This is a genomic window from Symplocastrum torsivum (assembly GCF_059505465.1).
Genome location: NZ_JCACKQ010000133.1, coordinates 62,076 through 76,957 on the forward strand (window position 1 = coordinate 62,076; position 14,882 = coordinate 76,957).

At 47.2% G+C, this 14,882-nt stretch carries 20 protein-coding genes and 1 pseudogene; 12 read left to right on the top strand and 9 right to left on the bottom strand.

Translation table 11 applies throughout. The annotated features are described in order from the left end of the window. Positions 1–12: 12 nt before the first annotated feature. The 10 genes and pseudogenes from AC5JL3_RS34115 to AC5JL3_RS34160 all read left to right on the top strand — a co-directional run bounded on the left by AC5JL3_RS34115 (position 13) and on the right by AC5JL3_RS34160 (position 7,710). Positions 13–2,007, top strand: coding sequence for a glycoside hydrolase family 2 protein (locus AC5JL3_RS34115; protein WP_496078687.1), 1,995 nt, complete (start codon positions 13–15; stop codon positions 2,005–2,007). Continuing rightward, positions 1,910–3,010, top strand: coding sequence for a galactose-1-phosphate uridylyltransferase (galT, locus tag AC5JL3_RS34120; RefSeq protein WP_496078688.1), 1,101 nt, complete (start codon positions 1,910–1,912; stop codon positions 3,008–3,010). The genes AC5JL3_RS34115 and galT overlap by 98 nt, the downstream gene beginning before the upstream one ends. Before the next feature lie 303 nt (positions 3,011–3,313). Next, positions 3,314–4,414: a M24 family metallopeptidase gene (locus AC5JL3_RS34125; protein WP_496078689.1), complete on the top strand. Its 1,101-nt coding sequence runs from the start codon at positions 3,314–3,316 to the stop codon at positions 4,412–4,414. Between the two features lie 55 nt (positions 4,415–4,469). Continuing rightward, on the top strand, positions 4,470–5,204 hold the full coding sequence (locus AC5JL3_RS34130) for a Type 1 glutamine amidotransferase-like domain-containing protein (RefSeq protein ID WP_496078690.1): 735 nt from the start codon (positions 4,470–4,472) through the stop codon (positions 5,202–5,204). A gap of 180 nt (positions 5,205–5,384) precedes the next feature. Beyond that, positions 5,385–6,659, top strand: coding sequence for an ATP-grasp domain-containing protein (locus AC5JL3_RS34135; protein ID WP_496078691.1), 1,275 nt, complete (start codon positions 5,385–5,387; stop codon positions 6,657–6,659). Positions 6,660–6,682: 23 nt separating this feature from the next. Continuing rightward, positions 6,683–6,814, top strand: coding sequence for a hypothetical protein (locus AC5JL3_RS34140; protein WP_496078692.1), 132 nt, complete (start codon positions 6,683–6,685; stop codon positions 6,812–6,814). A 15-nt stretch (positions 6,815–6,829) separates the two neighbouring features. Beyond that, positions 6,830–6,901, top strand: a pseudogene (locus tag AC5JL3_RS34145) (DUF6883 domain-containing protein); the annotation flags it as partial. Between the two features lie 19 nt (positions 6,902–6,920). Next, positions 6,921–7,169: a DUF4926 domain-containing protein gene (locus AC5JL3_RS34150; protein WP_496078693.1), complete on the top strand. Its 249-nt coding sequence runs from the start codon at positions 6,921–6,923 to the stop codon at positions 7,167–7,169. A gap of 3 nt (positions 7,170–7,172) precedes the next feature. Further along, complete coding sequence (locus AC5JL3_RS34155) at positions 7,173–7,490, top strand: BrnT family toxin (protein WP_496078694.1); 318 nt, start codon at positions 7,173–7,175, stop codon at positions 7,488–7,490. Beyond that, positions 7,468–7,710 carry a hypothetical protein gene (locus AC5JL3_RS34160; RefSeq protein ID WP_496078695.1) on the top strand — a complete coding sequence of 81 codons (243 nt, stop codon included), beginning with the start codon at positions 7,468–7,470 and terminating at the stop codon, positions 7,708–7,710. The genes AC5JL3_RS34155 and AC5JL3_RS34160 overlap by 23 nt, the downstream gene beginning before the upstream one ends. Positions 7,711–7,760: 50 nt before the next feature. Here AC5JL3_RS34160 and AC5JL3_RS34165 read toward each other — a convergent pair whose 3' ends face one another. Both AC5JL3_RS34165 and AC5JL3_RS34170 read right to left on the bottom strand, forming a co-directional pair. Next, positions 7,761–9,053, bottom strand: coding sequence for a glycosyltransferase (locus AC5JL3_RS34165; RefSeq protein WP_496078696.1), 1,293 nt, complete (start codon positions 9,051–9,053; stop codon positions 7,761–7,763). Positions 9,054–9,087: 34 nt separating this feature from the next. Continuing rightward, the gene (locus AC5JL3_RS34170) at positions 9,088–9,807 is read right to left on the bottom strand and encodes an LmeA family phospholipid-binding protein (RefSeq protein ID WP_496078697.1); all 720 of its coding nucleotides are present in this window, start codon (positions 9,805–9,807) and stop codon (positions 9,088–9,090) included. 507 nt (positions 9,808–10,314) lie between these two features. On the opposite strand from AC5JL3_RS34170, the gene galK reads away from it, so the two are divergent. Next, positions 10,315–11,391 (top strand): galactokinase, encoded by a 1,077-nt coding sequence (galK, locus tag AC5JL3_RS34175; protein ID WP_496078698.1) that lies wholly within the window; start codon positions 10,315–10,317, stop codon positions 11,389–11,391. A 63-nt stretch (positions 11,392–11,454) separates the two neighbouring features. Here the strand turns inward: galK and AC5JL3_RS34180 are convergent, their stop codons facing one another. The 7 genes from AC5JL3_RS34180 to AC5JL3_RS34210 all read right to left on the bottom strand — a co-directional run bounded on the left by AC5JL3_RS34180 (position 11,455) and on the right by AC5JL3_RS34210 (position 13,425). Continuing rightward, the gene (locus tag AC5JL3_RS34180; RefSeq protein ID WP_496078699.1) at positions 11,455–11,796 is read right to left on the bottom strand and encodes a type II toxin-antitoxin system PemK/MazF family toxin; all 342 of its coding nucleotides are present in this window, start codon (positions 11,794–11,796) and stop codon (positions 11,455–11,457) included. After that, a complete protein-coding gene (locus tag AC5JL3_RS34185) occupies positions 11,789–11,980 on the bottom strand; it encodes a hypothetical protein (protein ID WP_496078700.1) in 192 nt (63 codons plus the stop codon). Before AC5JL3_RS34185 ends, AC5JL3_RS34180 begins: the two co-directional genes overlap by 8 nt. Positions 11,981–12,048: 68 nt before the next feature. Next, positions 12,049–12,504, bottom strand: coding sequence for a hypothetical protein (locus tag AC5JL3_RS34190; protein WP_496078701.1), 456 nt, complete (start codon positions 12,502–12,504; stop codon positions 12,049–12,051). A gap of 64 nt (positions 12,505–12,568) precedes the next feature. Beyond that, positions 12,569–12,856 (bottom strand): BrnA antitoxin family protein, encoded by a 288-nt coding sequence (locus AC5JL3_RS34195; RefSeq protein ID WP_496078702.1) that lies wholly within the window; start codon positions 12,854–12,856, stop codon positions 12,569–12,571. Positions 12,857–12,861: 5 nt separating this feature from the next. Then, positions 12,862–13,149, bottom strand: a complete 288-nt coding sequence (locus AC5JL3_RS34200) for a hypothetical protein (RefSeq protein ID WP_192220226.1) — start codon at positions 13,147–13,149, stop codon at positions 12,862–12,864. 5 nt (positions 13,150–13,154) lie between these two features. Then, positions 13,155–13,289, bottom strand: coding sequence for a hypothetical protein (locus AC5JL3_RS34205; RefSeq protein ID WP_496078759.1), 135 nt, complete (start codon positions 13,287–13,289; stop codon positions 13,155–13,157). Continuing rightward, positions 13,252–13,425, bottom strand: coding sequence for a BrnT family toxin (locus AC5JL3_RS34210; protein WP_496078703.1), 174 nt, complete (start codon positions 13,423–13,425; stop codon positions 13,252–13,254). The genes AC5JL3_RS34205 and AC5JL3_RS34210 overlap by 38 nt, the downstream gene beginning before the upstream one ends. A 434-nt stretch (positions 13,426–13,859) precedes the next feature. Here AC5JL3_RS34210 and AC5JL3_RS34215 point away from each other — a divergent pair, with 434 nt between their 5' ends. Beyond that, positions 13,860–14,822: an orange carotenoid protein N-terminal domain-containing protein gene (locus tag AC5JL3_RS34215; RefSeq protein WP_496078704.1), complete on the top strand. Its 963-nt coding sequence runs from the start codon at positions 13,860–13,862 to the stop codon at positions 14,820–14,822. Positions 14,823–14,882: the final 60 nt, after the last annotated feature.

Consider the following 14,882-nt stretch of genomic DNA (forward strand, 5'->3'; position numbering starts at 1 on the left):
GTAGATGTTTTTATGCATTCATTGGGGAAACGGCTGAAAGAGTGTGATGAATTGTCCTGTGATGCTACTACCGAGGATAATTCTTCGCAGATCGAAATGGGATATCCACGTCCACAGTTGCGGCGTGCTAGCTGGATTTGTCTGAACGGCTCGTGGAAGTTTACGTTTGACGACGCTGGGCAATTTGTTCGACCAGGTGATATTTCTGATTGGACTCATACCATTCAAGTTCCCTTTGCTCCAGAATGCACAAAAAGTGGCATCGGCGACACAGGTTTTCACCCAAACTGCTGGTATGAGCGGGAATTTGACTTACCCGAACAAGAGGGTCGGGTGCTGCTCCACTTCGGGGCTGTAGACTATCGTGCCCGTGTTTGGGTTAATGGTCAATTCGTGGCAGACCATGAAGGTGGACATACTCCATTCAGCATCGACATCACACATGTCTTGAATGAAAACGGACCACAACGGGTAACACTTTGGGCACAGGATGACCCCTTCGATCTGGCTAAACCACGCGGTAAGCAAGATTGGCAGTTAGAGCCACACAGTCTATGGTATCCGCGCACAAGTGGTATTTGGCAAACAGTCTGGGCTGAGGTCGTTCCTAGCACTTACATCGAGCGCATCCGCTGGACACCCCACTTCGAGCGGTGGGAGATTGGCTTTGAAGCCTTTGTCGCGGGTAAGCAATACGATGGTATGCAAATAAAGGTGAAACTAACAGTTGGTTGCCAACTGCTGGTAAACGATACTTACGAGGTGATCAACGGGGAAATTCACCGTCGCATTGCACTCTCTGACCCTGGTATCGACGACTACCGCAACGAATTGCTCTGGAGTCCGGAGAAGCCAACTCTAATTGATGCGGAAGTTCAACTGTGGCAAGACGACAAGCTGATCGATGAGGTGAAGTCCTATACAGCGATGCGGACTGTGGCGATACAGCGCGATCGCTTCATGCTCAATGGGCATCCTTACTATCTACGGCTAGTTCTAGACCAAGGCTACTGGCCCGACACGCTGATGACTGCCCCCTCAGATGAGGCGTTGCGGCGCGATGTCGAGTTAGTCAAGATGATGGGCTTCAACGGCGTCCGCAAGCACCAAAAGATTGAAGACCCTCGGTTCTTGTATTGGGCGGATGTCCTGGGTTTAATGGTCTGGGAGGAGATGCCAAGTGCCTATCGCTTCACGCCCAAAGCGGTAGAACGCATGACAAAAGAGTGGACTGAGGTGATCAACCGAGATGCTAGCCACCCCTGTATCGTGGTTTGGGTGCCTTTTAATGAATCTTGGGGCGTTCCTGACTTGACGGCGACGGAACCTCATCAGCACTGCGTCCAAGCACTCTATCACTTGACCAAAACTCTAGACCCAACTCGTCCAGTAGTCGGCAATGACGGATGGGAGAGTGCAGCGACTGACATCCTGGCTATTCATGACTACGATAATAAGCCAACTCGGTTGGCAAAGCGTTATGGACCAGAGGTCAAGTTATCAGACCTGTTTGATCGCCAGCGTCCAGGAGGGCGTGTTCTCACCCTTGATGGTCATCCCCATAACGGACAGCCGATCATGCTAACTGAGTTCGGCGGCATCGCTTACGCTGACCGTGAACAACCTGATGCGGATAAAGTCTGGGGATACGTGCGGTCTTCGGATGTCTCGGAGTTGCAAATTCGGTATACGGCGCTACTGGATGTGGTTAACAAAGTCGGAATGTTCAGCGGATTTTGTTACACGCAGTTGACGGATACTTTCCAGGAAGCAAATGGTCTGTTGTATGCAGACCGCACGCCAAAGTTTCCGCTAGAAGCGATCGCATATGCAACCCTAGGCAGGGGCGAAGAGGAAGAAGAGGACGTTATGCTCTCAGAAGTTAAAGCTAGTTGGTCCCCAGAGGCAAATGTATTCCCAGGAGCTGCTAAAGCCGGATGGACGCCCGCTGACTCTATACAGTCGGTACCCCATTGCGGAGGGTATCCAGGCTCCCAGCCCCGGTAATGAGCCGATTCAGGCAAATCCACACCTACGTTGGCATCCCCTGCGGGGTGAGTGGATTGCTTACGCCAGTCATCGTCAGGGGCGGACGTTCATGCCGCCCCCGGAGTACAACCCACTGGCCCCCACCATCGATCCTAAATTTCCTACCGAACTCCCCCAAGGACAATATGACATAGCGGTTTTCGACAACCGCTTTCCTTCGATGGCGCTGGCGGCGCATGAGCCACCTAGCAGCATTGTTGAAACTCTACCTGCAAATGGGGCGTGCGAGGTCGTGGTTTTCACCCAAGACCCGGAAGCATCCCTCGGTTCCCTGGAAATCTCTCACCTAGATTTGCTGTTGCAAGTATGGGGCGATCGCACTCGTGTACTCGGAGGGAATTCGCAGATTCAGTACGTGCTGCCCTTCGAGAATCGAGGTGTGGAGATGGGGGTGACGTTGCTTCATCCCCATGGTCAGATTTACTCCTATCCTTTTGTGCCTCCTGTTCCCGCACGGATGCAGGAACGCCAGCAGGCATATTACCAGGAAAATCAGCGGGGCTTGCTGCAAGATTTGATTCAAAAGGAAATTGAGGACAACCAGCGAATTATTTATCTGGATGAAGAGGCGATCGCATTTGTCCCCGTGTGTGCCCGCTACCCTTACGAAGTTTGGATTGCAACCATTGAGCCAGTTGCGACATTTATTGACCTTACAGCAGAGCAGCGGAGAGGACTTGCCAAAGCCTTAAAGACTGTCACCCTCAAGTACGACGGCTTATGGAAACGCCCCTTCCCTTACTTAATGGCTTGGTTCCAGGCACCTACTGACGGGCAACCTCATCCAGAAGCACATCTGCACGCCGAGTTCTATCCCCCCTATCGTACCCAGGAGAGACTTAAGTACCTAGCTGGAACTGAACTGGCAGCGGGAATGTTTGCCAATGACGCTCTCCCTGAAGAGAAAGCCAAGGACTTACAGGCGGTATCGGTAATTCTTGAAGCGGGAGTGAGGGTGTGAATCAAAAACCTAGCCCCCTAACTCCCTTCCTTTGCACTGAGGGGGGAACAACTCTGGTGTCTCTCCCCCAAACGCAGAGGCGTTGGTCAATCTCAAATCTTCCACTTACCCACTCATCCGCCAGGGATTCAAATCCCTGGCTAATAGCTCAAGTCCTCTCAAGAGGACTAAAGGCTTTTCCTATAAGGATTTCAGTCCACAAAGCGTGGACTTGCTCTATTAGCCCGGAGTTTAAACTCCGGGTGGGTGAGAGCAACAAACCCGTGGATGGTGCAAGAACTCAGTTGGTGCAAGAGGTGAGTTATGAAGGAATTAAACGAAGAAGTCTCGCGCAAACTGGAGTTAATCCGGGAAGCCCTAAGTGAAACTGAGGCAACGGGTGTCCGCCTTAAGGGAACAGACTGGTTTGCTTGGGCAACTGCTGGCGCTTCCAATACTGTGTTGCTGACGGCTGAAACTGGAGTGGCAGAAGTGTTGGTAACCGCTCAAGATGCTTGGATATTGACGGATGAAATCGAAGCGCAGCGTTTAAAAGATGAGGAACTTCCAGCAAATTTCCAAGTTAATGTGAACCCTTGGGCTGATTCTTCTGCGCGTGAATCATTTGTGCAAGATGTTGCTAATGGGGGGAAGATTTTAAGCGATCGCCCCATCCCTCATGTAGAGAAGCGAGTACCTGCGTCTCTACAACAGCATAAACGAGTAATGATGTCAAGTGAGCTAGAGCGATATCGTGAAGTCGGGCGTAAGGCAAGCGAAGCGATGACAGAAGTCCTAACAGCCGCCAAGCCGACTTGGACAGAATATCAGCTTGCGGGTGCGGGTGCAGAGGCGTTGTGGGTGAGAGGTATACATCCAGCGCTGACTCTGGTAGCTGGCGAGAGGCGTTTGCCACTTTACCGTCATGCTACCGCAACTGGAGAAGCGATCGGGCGGCAAGCGATGCTGGTGTTTTGCGCTAGGAAATATGGTTTATATGCAAACCTTACCCGATTTGTATCATTCGGTTCGCTTGGGGATGAACACGCCGAATTGCACCGTCATGTGCGGGAAATTGAAGCCGAAGCGCTGAATTTGTGCAAACCTGGCACATCGCTGGACGCAGTTTATCACGCCTTAGCTCAGGCTTATGACAAGCACGGATTCAATCAGGCAATCCTCCAACATCACCAGGGAGGAACCACGGGATATTTGTCGCGAGAAATTGTGGCAAATCCTACTACTACTGACACTTTAGTAGAAGGCATTCCTGTTGCTTGGAACCCAAGTTTAGTGGGGGCAAAGGTTGAAGATACTTTTGTAATTCTCCAGGATGGCAAGTTGGAAAATTTGACGTTCGATCCAAACTGGCCGAGTGTTGAAGTAGAAGGGAGGCAGCGCCCTGTCCCGTTGGAGCTTAAATAATAAGCATTAGATTTCTGGCAAAAATCGTTGCCTAAATTGGTATTTGGGTTTCATAATGACAGGAAATTTATCTACTAGACAAATTGTGGCAATGGGAGGTGCAGGGTTATCCATAGAACCTGACAACCTTCTATTGGAACAATACATCCTCAAACTGGCAAACAAGGACAGTCCAAAAATTTGTTTTATTCCTACCGCTAGTGGTGATTCGCAGAACTATATCGACCGATTTGACACGGCATTTTCACAATTACCCTGTACACCATCTCATTTATTATTATTCAGACGACAAACGGCGGATTTGAGGTCTTTCGTTCTTGAGCAAGACATCATCTATGTGGGAGGAGGAAATACAAAAAACCTCCTTGCTCTTTGGAAAGATTGGGGACTTGACAGCATCATCAAGGAAGCCTGGGAACGTGGTGTTATTCTTGCGGGTTGGAGTGCAGGCTCTATTTGTTGGTTTGAAGAGGGAGTAACAGATTCTTTTCCTGGGGAACTGACTGCATTAGGTTGTCTTGGCTTTCTCAAAGGTAGTAATTGTCCTCATTACGACGGAGAACCAGAAAGAAAACCGTCCTATCATCGACTCTTAGCGGAAGGACTAATTAGTGAAGGCTATGCCGCTGACGATGGGGTTGCTCTCCATTTCTTGGGTACTCAATTGGAGAGAATCGTTAGTTCCCGTCCTCATGCCAAAGCGTATCGGTTGGAAAAAGTAGGTGAGACAGTCAAAGAAAGTTCGTTAGAGCCAACATACCTAGGAGATATCCTAAACACATCGCTCTAAAAAGTAGCCTAGATAGATGTCTGCTACAGCTTCCGCAGCCTGTTACGTTTTAGCGATCGCATCCTTCAATTGAGAGTCGCTGTAACCTCCGGAAGATGATAGGAAAATCTGCTTTTTGAGATAATTTTAATTCGTCATGGTGTAGGTTTTTTAACTTTCGCTCTACTCAGGCAGTTTTCTATGAGTTCAACATACGACTTTCAATACTTTCAGGGAAATTCTTTATCGGATCTGTTTGCTCAAGATATTACGGATACACAGTATGCGTTTATCCTAAATTATCCAGCAACTGCCAGTTGGGCTGCCTACCCCAATACGAAAAAATACTTTCTTCAAGATGGCAGTAGTGAAGCGACTAAAACTTCCTTTGACAAGATTTGCCAGAAGGAACCTTGGAAAAATTTGGCTGTGTTAGGCGACACCCTTCCAGCAGTTGTCATTATTGAGCCACAAAAATTGCTGATTGACTACTGGCGGGAGCATTTTGGCTTCAGCTACACCAATCAGGAGATGATACATTGCTCAACTTATCTGGATGAACTTAGCCAAAGCGATCGCGTTAAGAACGTCATCACGCTATTTCCGTTTGATAATCTCAAACCTGAAAAACACGCTGTTAATCCAGATACCCACTATCACTTGCTCAGCAAAGTGGCGCTAGCCTCCCTAGGGGTGCAATGTCCGAAATACTCAAGCTACAATCTGCACGACATTAGTCTCGAAGACATTCAGCTACCAGAGCAATTCCCCTACTTGATCAAAACGTCGCACGGAATCTCAGGAGAAGGCACTTACATTATCAAAAGCACTAGCGAACTGAACTACTGCTTGGAAGAACTGAGAAAATATCTTGATATTAAGTTGCTTGATACGATCATTGTCTCGGAGTTTGTCAAGAATGTTGTGCAGAACTACTGCGTGCAGTTCTATGTCAACAAAGCGGGAGAGATTACGCTCATCGGTACGACGAGGCAACTCGTCACCGCAGAGGGCAACTACTTAGGAGGAGTGATTCACTACCGCGAAACTGACATGAGCAGATTTTTTGAGATGATTGCTGCCATAGGTCAGTATGCTCACTCCTCTGGGTATTTCGGCTTTATTGGCTTCGATGTCTTGGAAGATAAAGACGGACAGTTTTATGCGATCGATGCGAATTTTCGAGTCAATGGCTCAACGCCTATGTGCTTACAACGCCATACCTTATTGGGACTAGGAAAAGAAGTGGCGACATATTCCAGCGACTACCGGATGGATGGAACATTAGACTCCATTTTAGTAACCCTGAAACCGGAATTGGATCGCAAGGACTTTATCATCCTGTCGGCTCTAGAGAAGCTCAAATACGGAAAAATTTACACCGATATTTACGGGATTGTGACTGGAGAGACGGTTGAGGATATGCAGCACATTGAGCAGAACTTAAAAGATAAGGGATTGCAGTTGCTCAGTTAAACAGGATATCGATAAGTGTGATCTTGGATATAACTCCTGAGGATGCTGAGGAGTTACGCCGAATCCTTCTGGAAGTTGTCAAGACTCATGAGGCGCGATTGGGGCGACAAGATGAATTCGGACAACGCTACACCCTGGATTTCCTGCTCGAATGACAAGATAAAAGTGCGACTATTCGGAGTGGTTGGATTATCGAACAGGGTTCTGATATCCCAAGATTAACGACCTGTTACCCTCTGTAGTATCTGGAGGTGATACGAGATGACGGCAAATACAGCCCAATTACTTGATGTAGTGGCACTGACGGTGGATCTTCCTGAATACAACCTGTGGCGTGGGCAAGTCGGTACAGTGGTTGAAATATTGGCTGGTGGTGCTGCGTTTGAGGTTGAGTTTAGCGATCGCAACGGACGGACTTACGAATCTGTTGGTTTACGCCCAGGACAAATTATGGTGCTGCGTTTTGAACCAGCATTGCCCGATTCAAAACCTGAAATGGTCACGGCGTGATATGTGCGATTTTTTGAGCAGTCAGATTATGATTTGGGCATGGAGTTTGAATGGGATGAGTCGAAGGCAACTGCCAACTTGAAAAAGCATGGTGTAAGCTTTGAAGAAGCCAAGACCGTGTTTGACAATGTGCTAGCTGTTATCTTCGATGACGAAGCACACTCCTTAGATGAGCAACGGGAAATTATCATTGGTCATTCTCGCAGGAATCGGTTGCTGCTGGTTAGCTTTACTGAACGTCCCAACGCCATTCGTATCATTAGTGCCCGTATAGCCACTCGAAGGGAACGTGAAGATTATGAACAAAACGCCTTTCGATGAATCTCTCAACCCTGAGGATGAATTATTGCCTGAGTACCACTTTGATTACCAGAGGACAAAGCCCAACCGTTTTGCTGCTCAAAGTCTCAAACGAAGGATGACAGTAGTGGTTTTGGATGAAGATGTTGCTGAATTTTTTACAACATCGGAGTCAGTTAACAAGGTGCTTCGGGCGTTAATTGAAGCCATGCCACAAGCAGCAAGCGATGAAACAGCCTAACATAACCACACTGCAATGCTATGGAACCTCCTACTTTTGCCACACCCACCCTATGCACGGGTACGGGATGTTGATAGTGAGAGGGCTGGGGATTGAAGACTGATGACCTGTTCGATAATGTCAGCAGCTCGCCTCACACCACCTGCTTGTGCGATCGCCTGTTGAATTCTCCTAGCATTGTGTCTGTACGATTCCTCTGTCAGTACCTGTTGAATTGCAGCTTGCAATTTGGAAACGCTGAGGCGAGAAATTGGTATCACTTCTCCTGTTCCTGTCCAGCGGATGCGTGCTGCATTTCCAGGTTGTTCAAACGTGATCGGCATGGCAACCAAGGGCACACCGTGGCTGAGAGAATCCAGCACTGTGTTCAGTCCACCATGAGTGATAGTTAGACTAGCTTTGGCAATCACCTCAAACTGCGGTGCATAGTCAACCACTAGCGGAGAACCTGGCAGTTCTCGTACAGCATCGGGACTCATCCCACCTCCATGCGCGATGACGAGTTGCACATCGAGTTCTTTACAGGCTTCGGCAATACAGTGAAACACATCCTGTTTGGTATTTTGCACACTGCCGAGTGAGGCATAAATTAACGGTTGTCCAGTTAATCGCTCAAAGGGGAAGGATACCGATCGCGGTGATCGATTTCGCAGGGGGCCAACATAGTGTAAATGCTTGGGCAGATTGGGATAGGGAAAATCAAACGCGGCAGGCTGTTGGCTGATATGCGCGAGTCGTGCATTGGAGGCGTAGATGTGGCGGTAGGGCGGTAACTTCCACTGCTGGCGATAGTGATTAATCACTTGCAGAATCGGTTGGCAACTGCGATCGAGGATAGTGTAAGCAACCTGATTTCGTAGCCGCGCCCACCAAGTATTGTCATAGCTCCAAGGCATAAAGAACGGTGGGGCATCTGCTCTGCGCTGAATTGCTTGACCACAACTGACGCAAACAAATGGAAGATTGAGAAATTCGGCGATCGTTTCTCCAACGGGTTCCAACTGATCGACAATCAGAACTTCAATTCCCGCTGCTTCCACAGCCGCAGGAGCATCCTGACAGATGATTTCCGCACTATGACGACAAGAATCAACGGAATACCGAAGCGCTTCAATCTCACTCAACTGAGCTAGCTGCTTGAACGTTTCTGCCATCGAGCCAGGTTTGTAGAGGGATTGCCCGATCGCCCAAAAATTCAGCCTTTCCGAGCGCACTTTCAACTCCAAATCGGGGATTTGCAGAACCGTGACGCGATGTCCTCGCGATTGCAGTTCTCGTCCCAATGCCGCTTGAGGATTGAGATGTCCGGGATAGGGTGGGCAGATAATACCAAAGTGAGTCATTTGTTTCGGCTAAAAAGAATTGTAAAAAAGTGATTTAGGAAGATGGAAATTGCTCAATGTGAGCCTCTGCTTGCAGTGTCAGCTTGCCTGCTGACACATCGAGTTGCTGAATTTGCAGGAGCATTCCCTTGCTCTCGAAGTCCCGCAGGCTCAACAGTTCATGCATTCGTGCAAGTAACGCACTTGTAAATTCGGGTGAGGGTTCGGAGCCTTCCACGTAGCGTACTTGTTGGAGCAACACGGCTTGCCCTTCAGGGGCAATTTCAGGAGTTGCGACTAAAACAAAATGCTGAGGAACTTCGGTGTTGTTCCCAAGGAGTTCCGTGCTAAATGTAATGGTGTTGTCGGACAGTAAACACCTGATTCTTGCATCTTGTTGATCGATATATCCCCGCGATCGCAACGTTTCACGGAAAGATTCTGTATTGAGCACAGTGGTAAAACTTGCCTCATTAATCACAAGACGAAATGTTCCCTCAGATGGATGAATGAGCTTAATTTTGCCGCGTATAGCGCTGAGGAGTTTGACCGTAATCCGACCAATTTGAAGCTGAAGTATTTCTGCCTCCAGGTTTGGTTGCAATAACACTCCATAAATTGCGATCGCAAGGGAATCGAGTTGACCATGCCTTAGTTTGTTGAGGTCAGTCTTGATACGAACTTCCAAACCGTCTGCTTTTTGCAGTTGGCTTGCGATCGCCATTTCTACAACTTTGTTAACTGTCTGTTCTGTGAACCCAGCTTTTTCCTGCATCACACCTCTTCTTCTCGTATTCCATTGCAGGACACTGATGCCGATTGGGTTTGAAGTTTATTAATTGCTGGCAGTTGCCATAGATATGAAAACCTATGATTGGAAATTATCAACTCCATACTTCCTTATCTATTTAACAAGCGAGTGCTTGATAAAATTCTCTACAGTTTCGTATTTAGGCTGACATTTTACTCAAATCTAGGGTTCAGCCTGCTGATTTTAAACAAACAGGAAAAGTTACAGTGTAGTAACATTGAAAATCCTTAAAATGAAAATTCTCATTAATTAGATAAGCTTTTATTCTTTAAATGTTGAGATTTCTGTTGATTTATTTCAGAATTATTATAGTTGTAGAATAAATCCATGCTCTCTATCTAGAGTTAAACTATAGGTAGATCTAAAGGGTGAGCGATAATTAACCAATCAGGTATTTAGCAATACACAATTTCTTTAAATAAGAAACACAATCAGTTACTACAGAAATACTTCTTTTGCTCTTAACAAGCCATGATGGACTTTCAGCAGATATTTGGTGCATCGCCTGAAACAGAAGCCAGTGCGCCGGGACGGGTGAATTTATTAGGGGAACACACGGATTACAACGATGGTTTTGTCCTGCCAACGGCTATTCCCCAACGCACTACGGTGCAACTGGGTTTAAGCAAGGATGGACAACACCACTTTTACTCAGCAGAATTTGACGAACGGGTAAGTATTTCCGATGAGGATACGGCACCACAGGGGTTTGCTAGCTATATTTTTGGGTGTATCCGGCTTTTAGAAGAGAGTATTGGACACACCCTACAACCCGTTAATCTGCACGTTACTTCAAAAGTTCCGATTGGTTCAGGCTTATCTAGCAGTGCGGCTTTGGAAGTGGCGACTCTCAAGGGATTGCGATCGCTTTTTGGACTTTCTCTCGATGATGTCCAAATCGCCCAACTCGGACAACAAGCGGAAATCCAGTACGCAGGTTTAAATTGCGGCATCATGGATCAGATGGCATCGAGCTTAGCTGGTACTGATTCGATGCTATTTCTGGACACCCGCACCCTTGAGCGTCGAGTGTTAGCTTTCCCAGCAGATGCAGAAATCTTGGTTATCGACAGTGGTGTCCATCACTCGCTAGCAGCAGGTAGCGGATACAACCAGCGTCGTGCTGAGTGCGAGGAAGCGGCACGGCTTTTGGGAGTGAAAGCGCTTAGAGATATCACCGAGCCACAAGCTGTAGAATCCTTACCAGAATTGCTTCGGAAGCGATCGCGTCATGTCATCACCGAGGACAATCGAGTGCTTGAGGCTGTAGAGGGAGTATCAGCGAAACGCTTTGGTGAATTGATGAATGCGTCTCACGCTAGTCAGCGCGATGATTACGAAGTTTCTGTGCCAGAAGTAGATACGTTGGTGGCGATATTGCAGGAAACGCCTGGAGTATTCGGCGCACGTCTGACAGGTGGGGGTTTTGGAGGCGCTTGTGTGGCTTTGGTTGAGGTTGGGAAGGTGGAGGCGATTAGTCGAGATGTGCTGGAACGATATATGCGATCGGGTCACACCGGACGTATTCTGGTTCCGGAGGTGAGTTAGCTTTAGCTTTCAACCGTCAGTTCGGTGTAGCGAGATGTTATGCTGCCACAACCAAGGCACTGACTACTCTCCGTTTTCAGCGGTTTCCTCCTCAAATCCCAACCAAAAGAGTAATACTTCTTCTACCTCCGCCAATTGCTCTGGTGTCAAATCTCCCAACTTTCGTAGCAACTTTGCATGAGGAATTGTAATGATATTTTGCACATCGAAGGCACCTGCTCGAAGAAAGTTGACCTCGATCTCCACCTCAAACCTGGAACTGCGTAGGCTAGTTGTGTGAGGGATTAGCGTCGCTAACGCACGATCTTGTTCTAGAGCAGGAATGCTTATAACTAAGCAAGGTCTGACTTTCGCTGTGTAGCCTAGATCGACGAGCCAAACCTCACCGCGATCGGGACTACTCATGAGTGGCTTCTTGCTTGTCTAACTCTAGGAAAAGCTCTTCAGCATTCAAGACTAAATCCTCATTCGATAAGGGTGGAAAGTCTAAATTAACTACCCGCTTCAAAATCTCCAATGTCAACTCTAGCCGCTCTGTCTCTGTCAAGCGGTCAAAGGTATTCAGAAGTTCCTGTACTAGAGCAGTCATAGTATTTTTTCTCTCAGTACCCTAACAGCGTAGTACGCGCCATGTGTCAGAATCCCAGATTCTATCCTTCAGGATAACTTGAACAAATCCCGAACGTACTCTTGGAAAGCACCTAGACCACCGTTATTATCCCAACGCTGCTTAAAGGTGCGTAAAGTTTCTAACTCCATTACATCACCACTCTGATATTTGAGAACCTCTGAGTAGCCGAACACTTCATCTGCTTTTGCTGATGAAGGCGGACGATCGCAATCAATAGTCCAGAGTATCTCAACAATTCTGTAGATGGTGTAATCACCTTCCCAAGCTTCACGTTCAGCCTTGTAGTCCAGAACTTTCACTAAATGGGTGACATACCCTTTTTGTCTAAGCAGAATCAAGTCGTCTTTTTGAGGTTTACTGGCATTGGATTCATTGTCTTTCCAAGCTAGTTTGAATAGATCGCCAATTTTAAAATCTGAATAAGCCCATGCACCATCGTCGCGCTTTACGTTTTTAGTCCATCTTAAACGCTGTAAATCCATACCAAGTATTCCAGTGAATCTATGCAATTTACACTCTTGATCGCGTGATGCTAGCCGCGCAGTTTTAGACCGACTGCCTACCGCTACTGTTCTCCATGTAACGGCGTAAGACCGAGTTGATCAGGCTTCTATACTCTGCACCTTGCGATCGAAACCATGCCATAACCTCAGGGTCTAGCTGAATCAGGTTATCAGCTTGAGCGGCTGGCACTCTCAGCACAGCCTTCTCAAAAAATTCCTCTGTTAGAGGTGGAATATAAGAGTAATCAATCTCCTCATCCGTCATTACCTCTAGTGCAGCCCAATCAGTAAGAGAAGTATTGCTCGAATCATTGACACTTATATGCAGCAAGAAATTTAACTACTGTGAGCAACTTCACTGAGCGCTTCATGAATCACTTCATCACTCACACCATGACGTTTTAAACTGGCAATCAACGCAGAAACAGTATGATTCTCCAACCGTTCAAGATCTGCTCGGAGTCCCTGACCGATGTATGCACGAATCAACGGTTGATAACCCGAAAAGCCTAGTAGTGGAGCTAATCGCTTTAAATCTTCTACCACATCTTCGGGGATGCGAATGGTGACAACAGTCATAGGACGATTTTTATCCAATCGCTTTTTCAGAGTTTCAGCTTTCATAGTATTCACGTTCCTTGGGCGTCGCTCATGCGTGCCGAAATAATCCGGATTACATCATCATCGTCAAACTCGATGTGAACCACGTATAGAAGATTCCATCGTTTATCCATACCGATAATCGCATAGGAGTGCTTCGTCATTACGGCTGGCATCGACTACCGTTAGAAACGGATCGAAGAACGCTTCCGCTGCTTGCTGGAATGTCACACCATCATGCTTAGCAGGATTTTTTCGAGCTTTTTCCTCATTCCAAACAAAGGTAATGCCGTTAAGCACGAAATATACGTCCCTGCCTAAAGTGTAGGTATGCGTATTTACAATGTCAATACGTTACGGGCAGGTCTACGTGCAAGGCTAAAGCGATCCGGTTACGCCGGACGTATTTTGGTTCCAGAGGTAAGTCCTTGACTGTCTTGATGCTATGTCGTCACTGATAGCCAATCTTGGGAAATCGAGTTGCAGTGGCTAGCGCATGGAGTTGACAAGCAAATTCTTGAACCTTGATATGCAAAAAGAATTAGTGGGTCAATTTTATTAAATTGACTGCTAATCTTTAAATATAGCATTTTTGATTCTTATGATTATCATCTGTAATATTTATTTGCATTTTTTAACAAAACACTGCAATATGAAGTTGAAGAGGGCAAACAAGAGAGATACGCACCTCAAACTGATTAACTGCTCAACACTAAAGGGTTTTTGGCAAAATCATGACTTATACCATCGAGTCGGCTCAAGGCATTTTCCCTAGTACTCAAATTGCCAATGCGGTTCCCGCAACCACGCAAGCATTCAATAAACTCAGCGTTGAGGATCAACTAGCATTACTCTGGTTTGCCTACACCGAAATGGGTATTTCTATTACTTCCGCCGCCACAGGAGCCGCCAGCATGGTTCTAGCGGAAGGCTTACTAGATGAAATCAAGCAAATGCCTGCACAGGCTCAATCGCAAGCCATGTATGATTTGGCTAGCAATGCTGACACTCCTATCAGTCGTACCTATTCCTCCTTCCGTGTCAACACCAAGCTAGGTTTCTGGTATGAGTTAGGGCAGTTGATGAAACAGGGCATAGTCGCTCCCATCCCCCCTGGTTATCAAATGAGTTCTGATGCTGTTGCCGTGCTAGAAACTATCAAGAAACTCGATCCCGGTCAGCAAATCACAGTCTTGCGTAATACCGTAGTTAACATGGGCTACGACCCAGCTCTCAGCGAGGATTACGCACAACGCGAAGCCCCCCGCAGCACACCGAAGGCACTAGCTGAACGTGTTCAGGCTAAGATTGAGGGCATCAACAATTACACGGTATTGAACTACATTGACTACATGAATGCATTTGACTTCACTCCGGCTGTGGGTCTATTTGCTGAAGAAGGTGCCCTGCAACCTCCATTCCAGAAGCCAATAGTCGGCAAGGCAGCTATTCTCACCTATATGCGTGAAGAATGTGTGGGACTTAAGCTGATGCCAGAACGGGGCGTAGCCGAGAGCATAGAAAATGGCTACACGCAGGTTAAAGTGACAGGTAAAGTAGAAACTCCTTGGTTCGGTAACGATGTAGGTATGAACATTGCGTGGCGGTTCTTATTAGATCCCCAAGGCAAGATTTTCTTTGTAGCGATAGACTTGCTAGCCTCTCCCAAAGAACTACTAAACCTGATGCGGAAGTAGAATACAAAGTCTGGCAAAATCCATACAGAAGGGCAGGTGTAGACCTGCCTTTCTGCTTAA

Bases quoted from the DNA above. Each gene is read 5' to 3' on its own strand.
- AC5JL3_RS34115 (WP_496078687.1), top strand. From the start codon at position 13: ATGCATTCATTGGGGAAACGGCTGAAAGAGTGTGATGAATTGTCCTGT.
- galT (WP_496078688.1), top strand. From the start codon at position 1,910: ATGTATTCCCAGGAGCTGCTAAAGCCGGATGGACGCCCGCTGACTCTA.
- AC5JL3_RS34125 (WP_496078689.1), top strand. From the start codon at position 3,314: ATGAAGGAATTAAACGAAGAAGTCTCGCGCAAACTGGAGTTAATCCGG.
- AC5JL3_RS34130 (WP_496078690.1), top strand. From the start codon at position 4,470: ATGACAGGAAATTTATCTACTAGACAAATTGTGGCAATGGGAGGTGCA.
- AC5JL3_RS34135 (WP_496078691.1), top strand. From the start codon at position 5,385: ATGAGTTCAACATACGACTTTCAATACTTTCAGGGAAATTCTTTATCG.
- AC5JL3_RS34150 (WP_496078693.1), top strand. From the start codon at position 6,921: ATGACGGCAAATACAGCCCAATTACTTGATGTAGTGGCACTGACGGTG.
- AC5JL3_RS34160 (WP_496078695.1), top strand. From the start codon at position 7,468: ATGAACAAAACGCCTTTCGATGAATCTCTCAACCCTGAGGATGAATTA.
- AC5JL3_RS34165 (WP_496078696.1), bottom strand. From the start codon at position 9,053: ATGACTCACTTTGGTATTATCTGCCCACCCTATCCCGGACATCTCAAT.
- AC5JL3_RS34170 (WP_496078697.1), bottom strand. From the start codon at position 9,807: ATGCAGGAAAAAGCTGGGTTCACAGAACAGACAGTTAACAAAGTTGTA.
- galK (WP_496078698.1), top strand. From the start codon at position 10,315: ATGATGGACTTTCAGCAGATATTTGGTGCATCGCCTGAAACAGAAGCC.
- AC5JL3_RS34180 (WP_496078699.1), bottom strand. From the start codon at position 11,796: ATGAGTAGTCCCGATCGCGGTGAGGTTTGGCTCGTCGATCTAGGCTAC.
- AC5JL3_RS34185 (WP_496078700.1), bottom strand. From the start codon at position 11,980: ATGACTGCTCTAGTACAGGAACTTCTGAATACCTTTGACCGCTTGACA.
- AC5JL3_RS34190 (WP_496078701.1), bottom strand. From the start codon at position 12,504: ATGGATTTACAGCGTTTAAGATGGACTAAAAACGTAAAGCGCGACGAT.
- AC5JL3_RS34200 (WP_192220226.1), bottom strand. From the start codon at position 13,149: ATGAAAGCTGAAACTCTGAAAAAGCGATTGGATAAAAATCGTCCTATG.
- AC5JL3_RS34205 (WP_496078759.1), bottom strand. From the start codon at position 13,289: ATGACGAAGCACTCCTATGCGATTATCGGTATGGATAAACGATGGAAT.
- AC5JL3_RS34215 (WP_496078704.1), top strand. From the start codon at position 13,860: ATGACTTATACCATCGAGTCGGCTCAAGGCATTTTCCCTAGTACTCAA.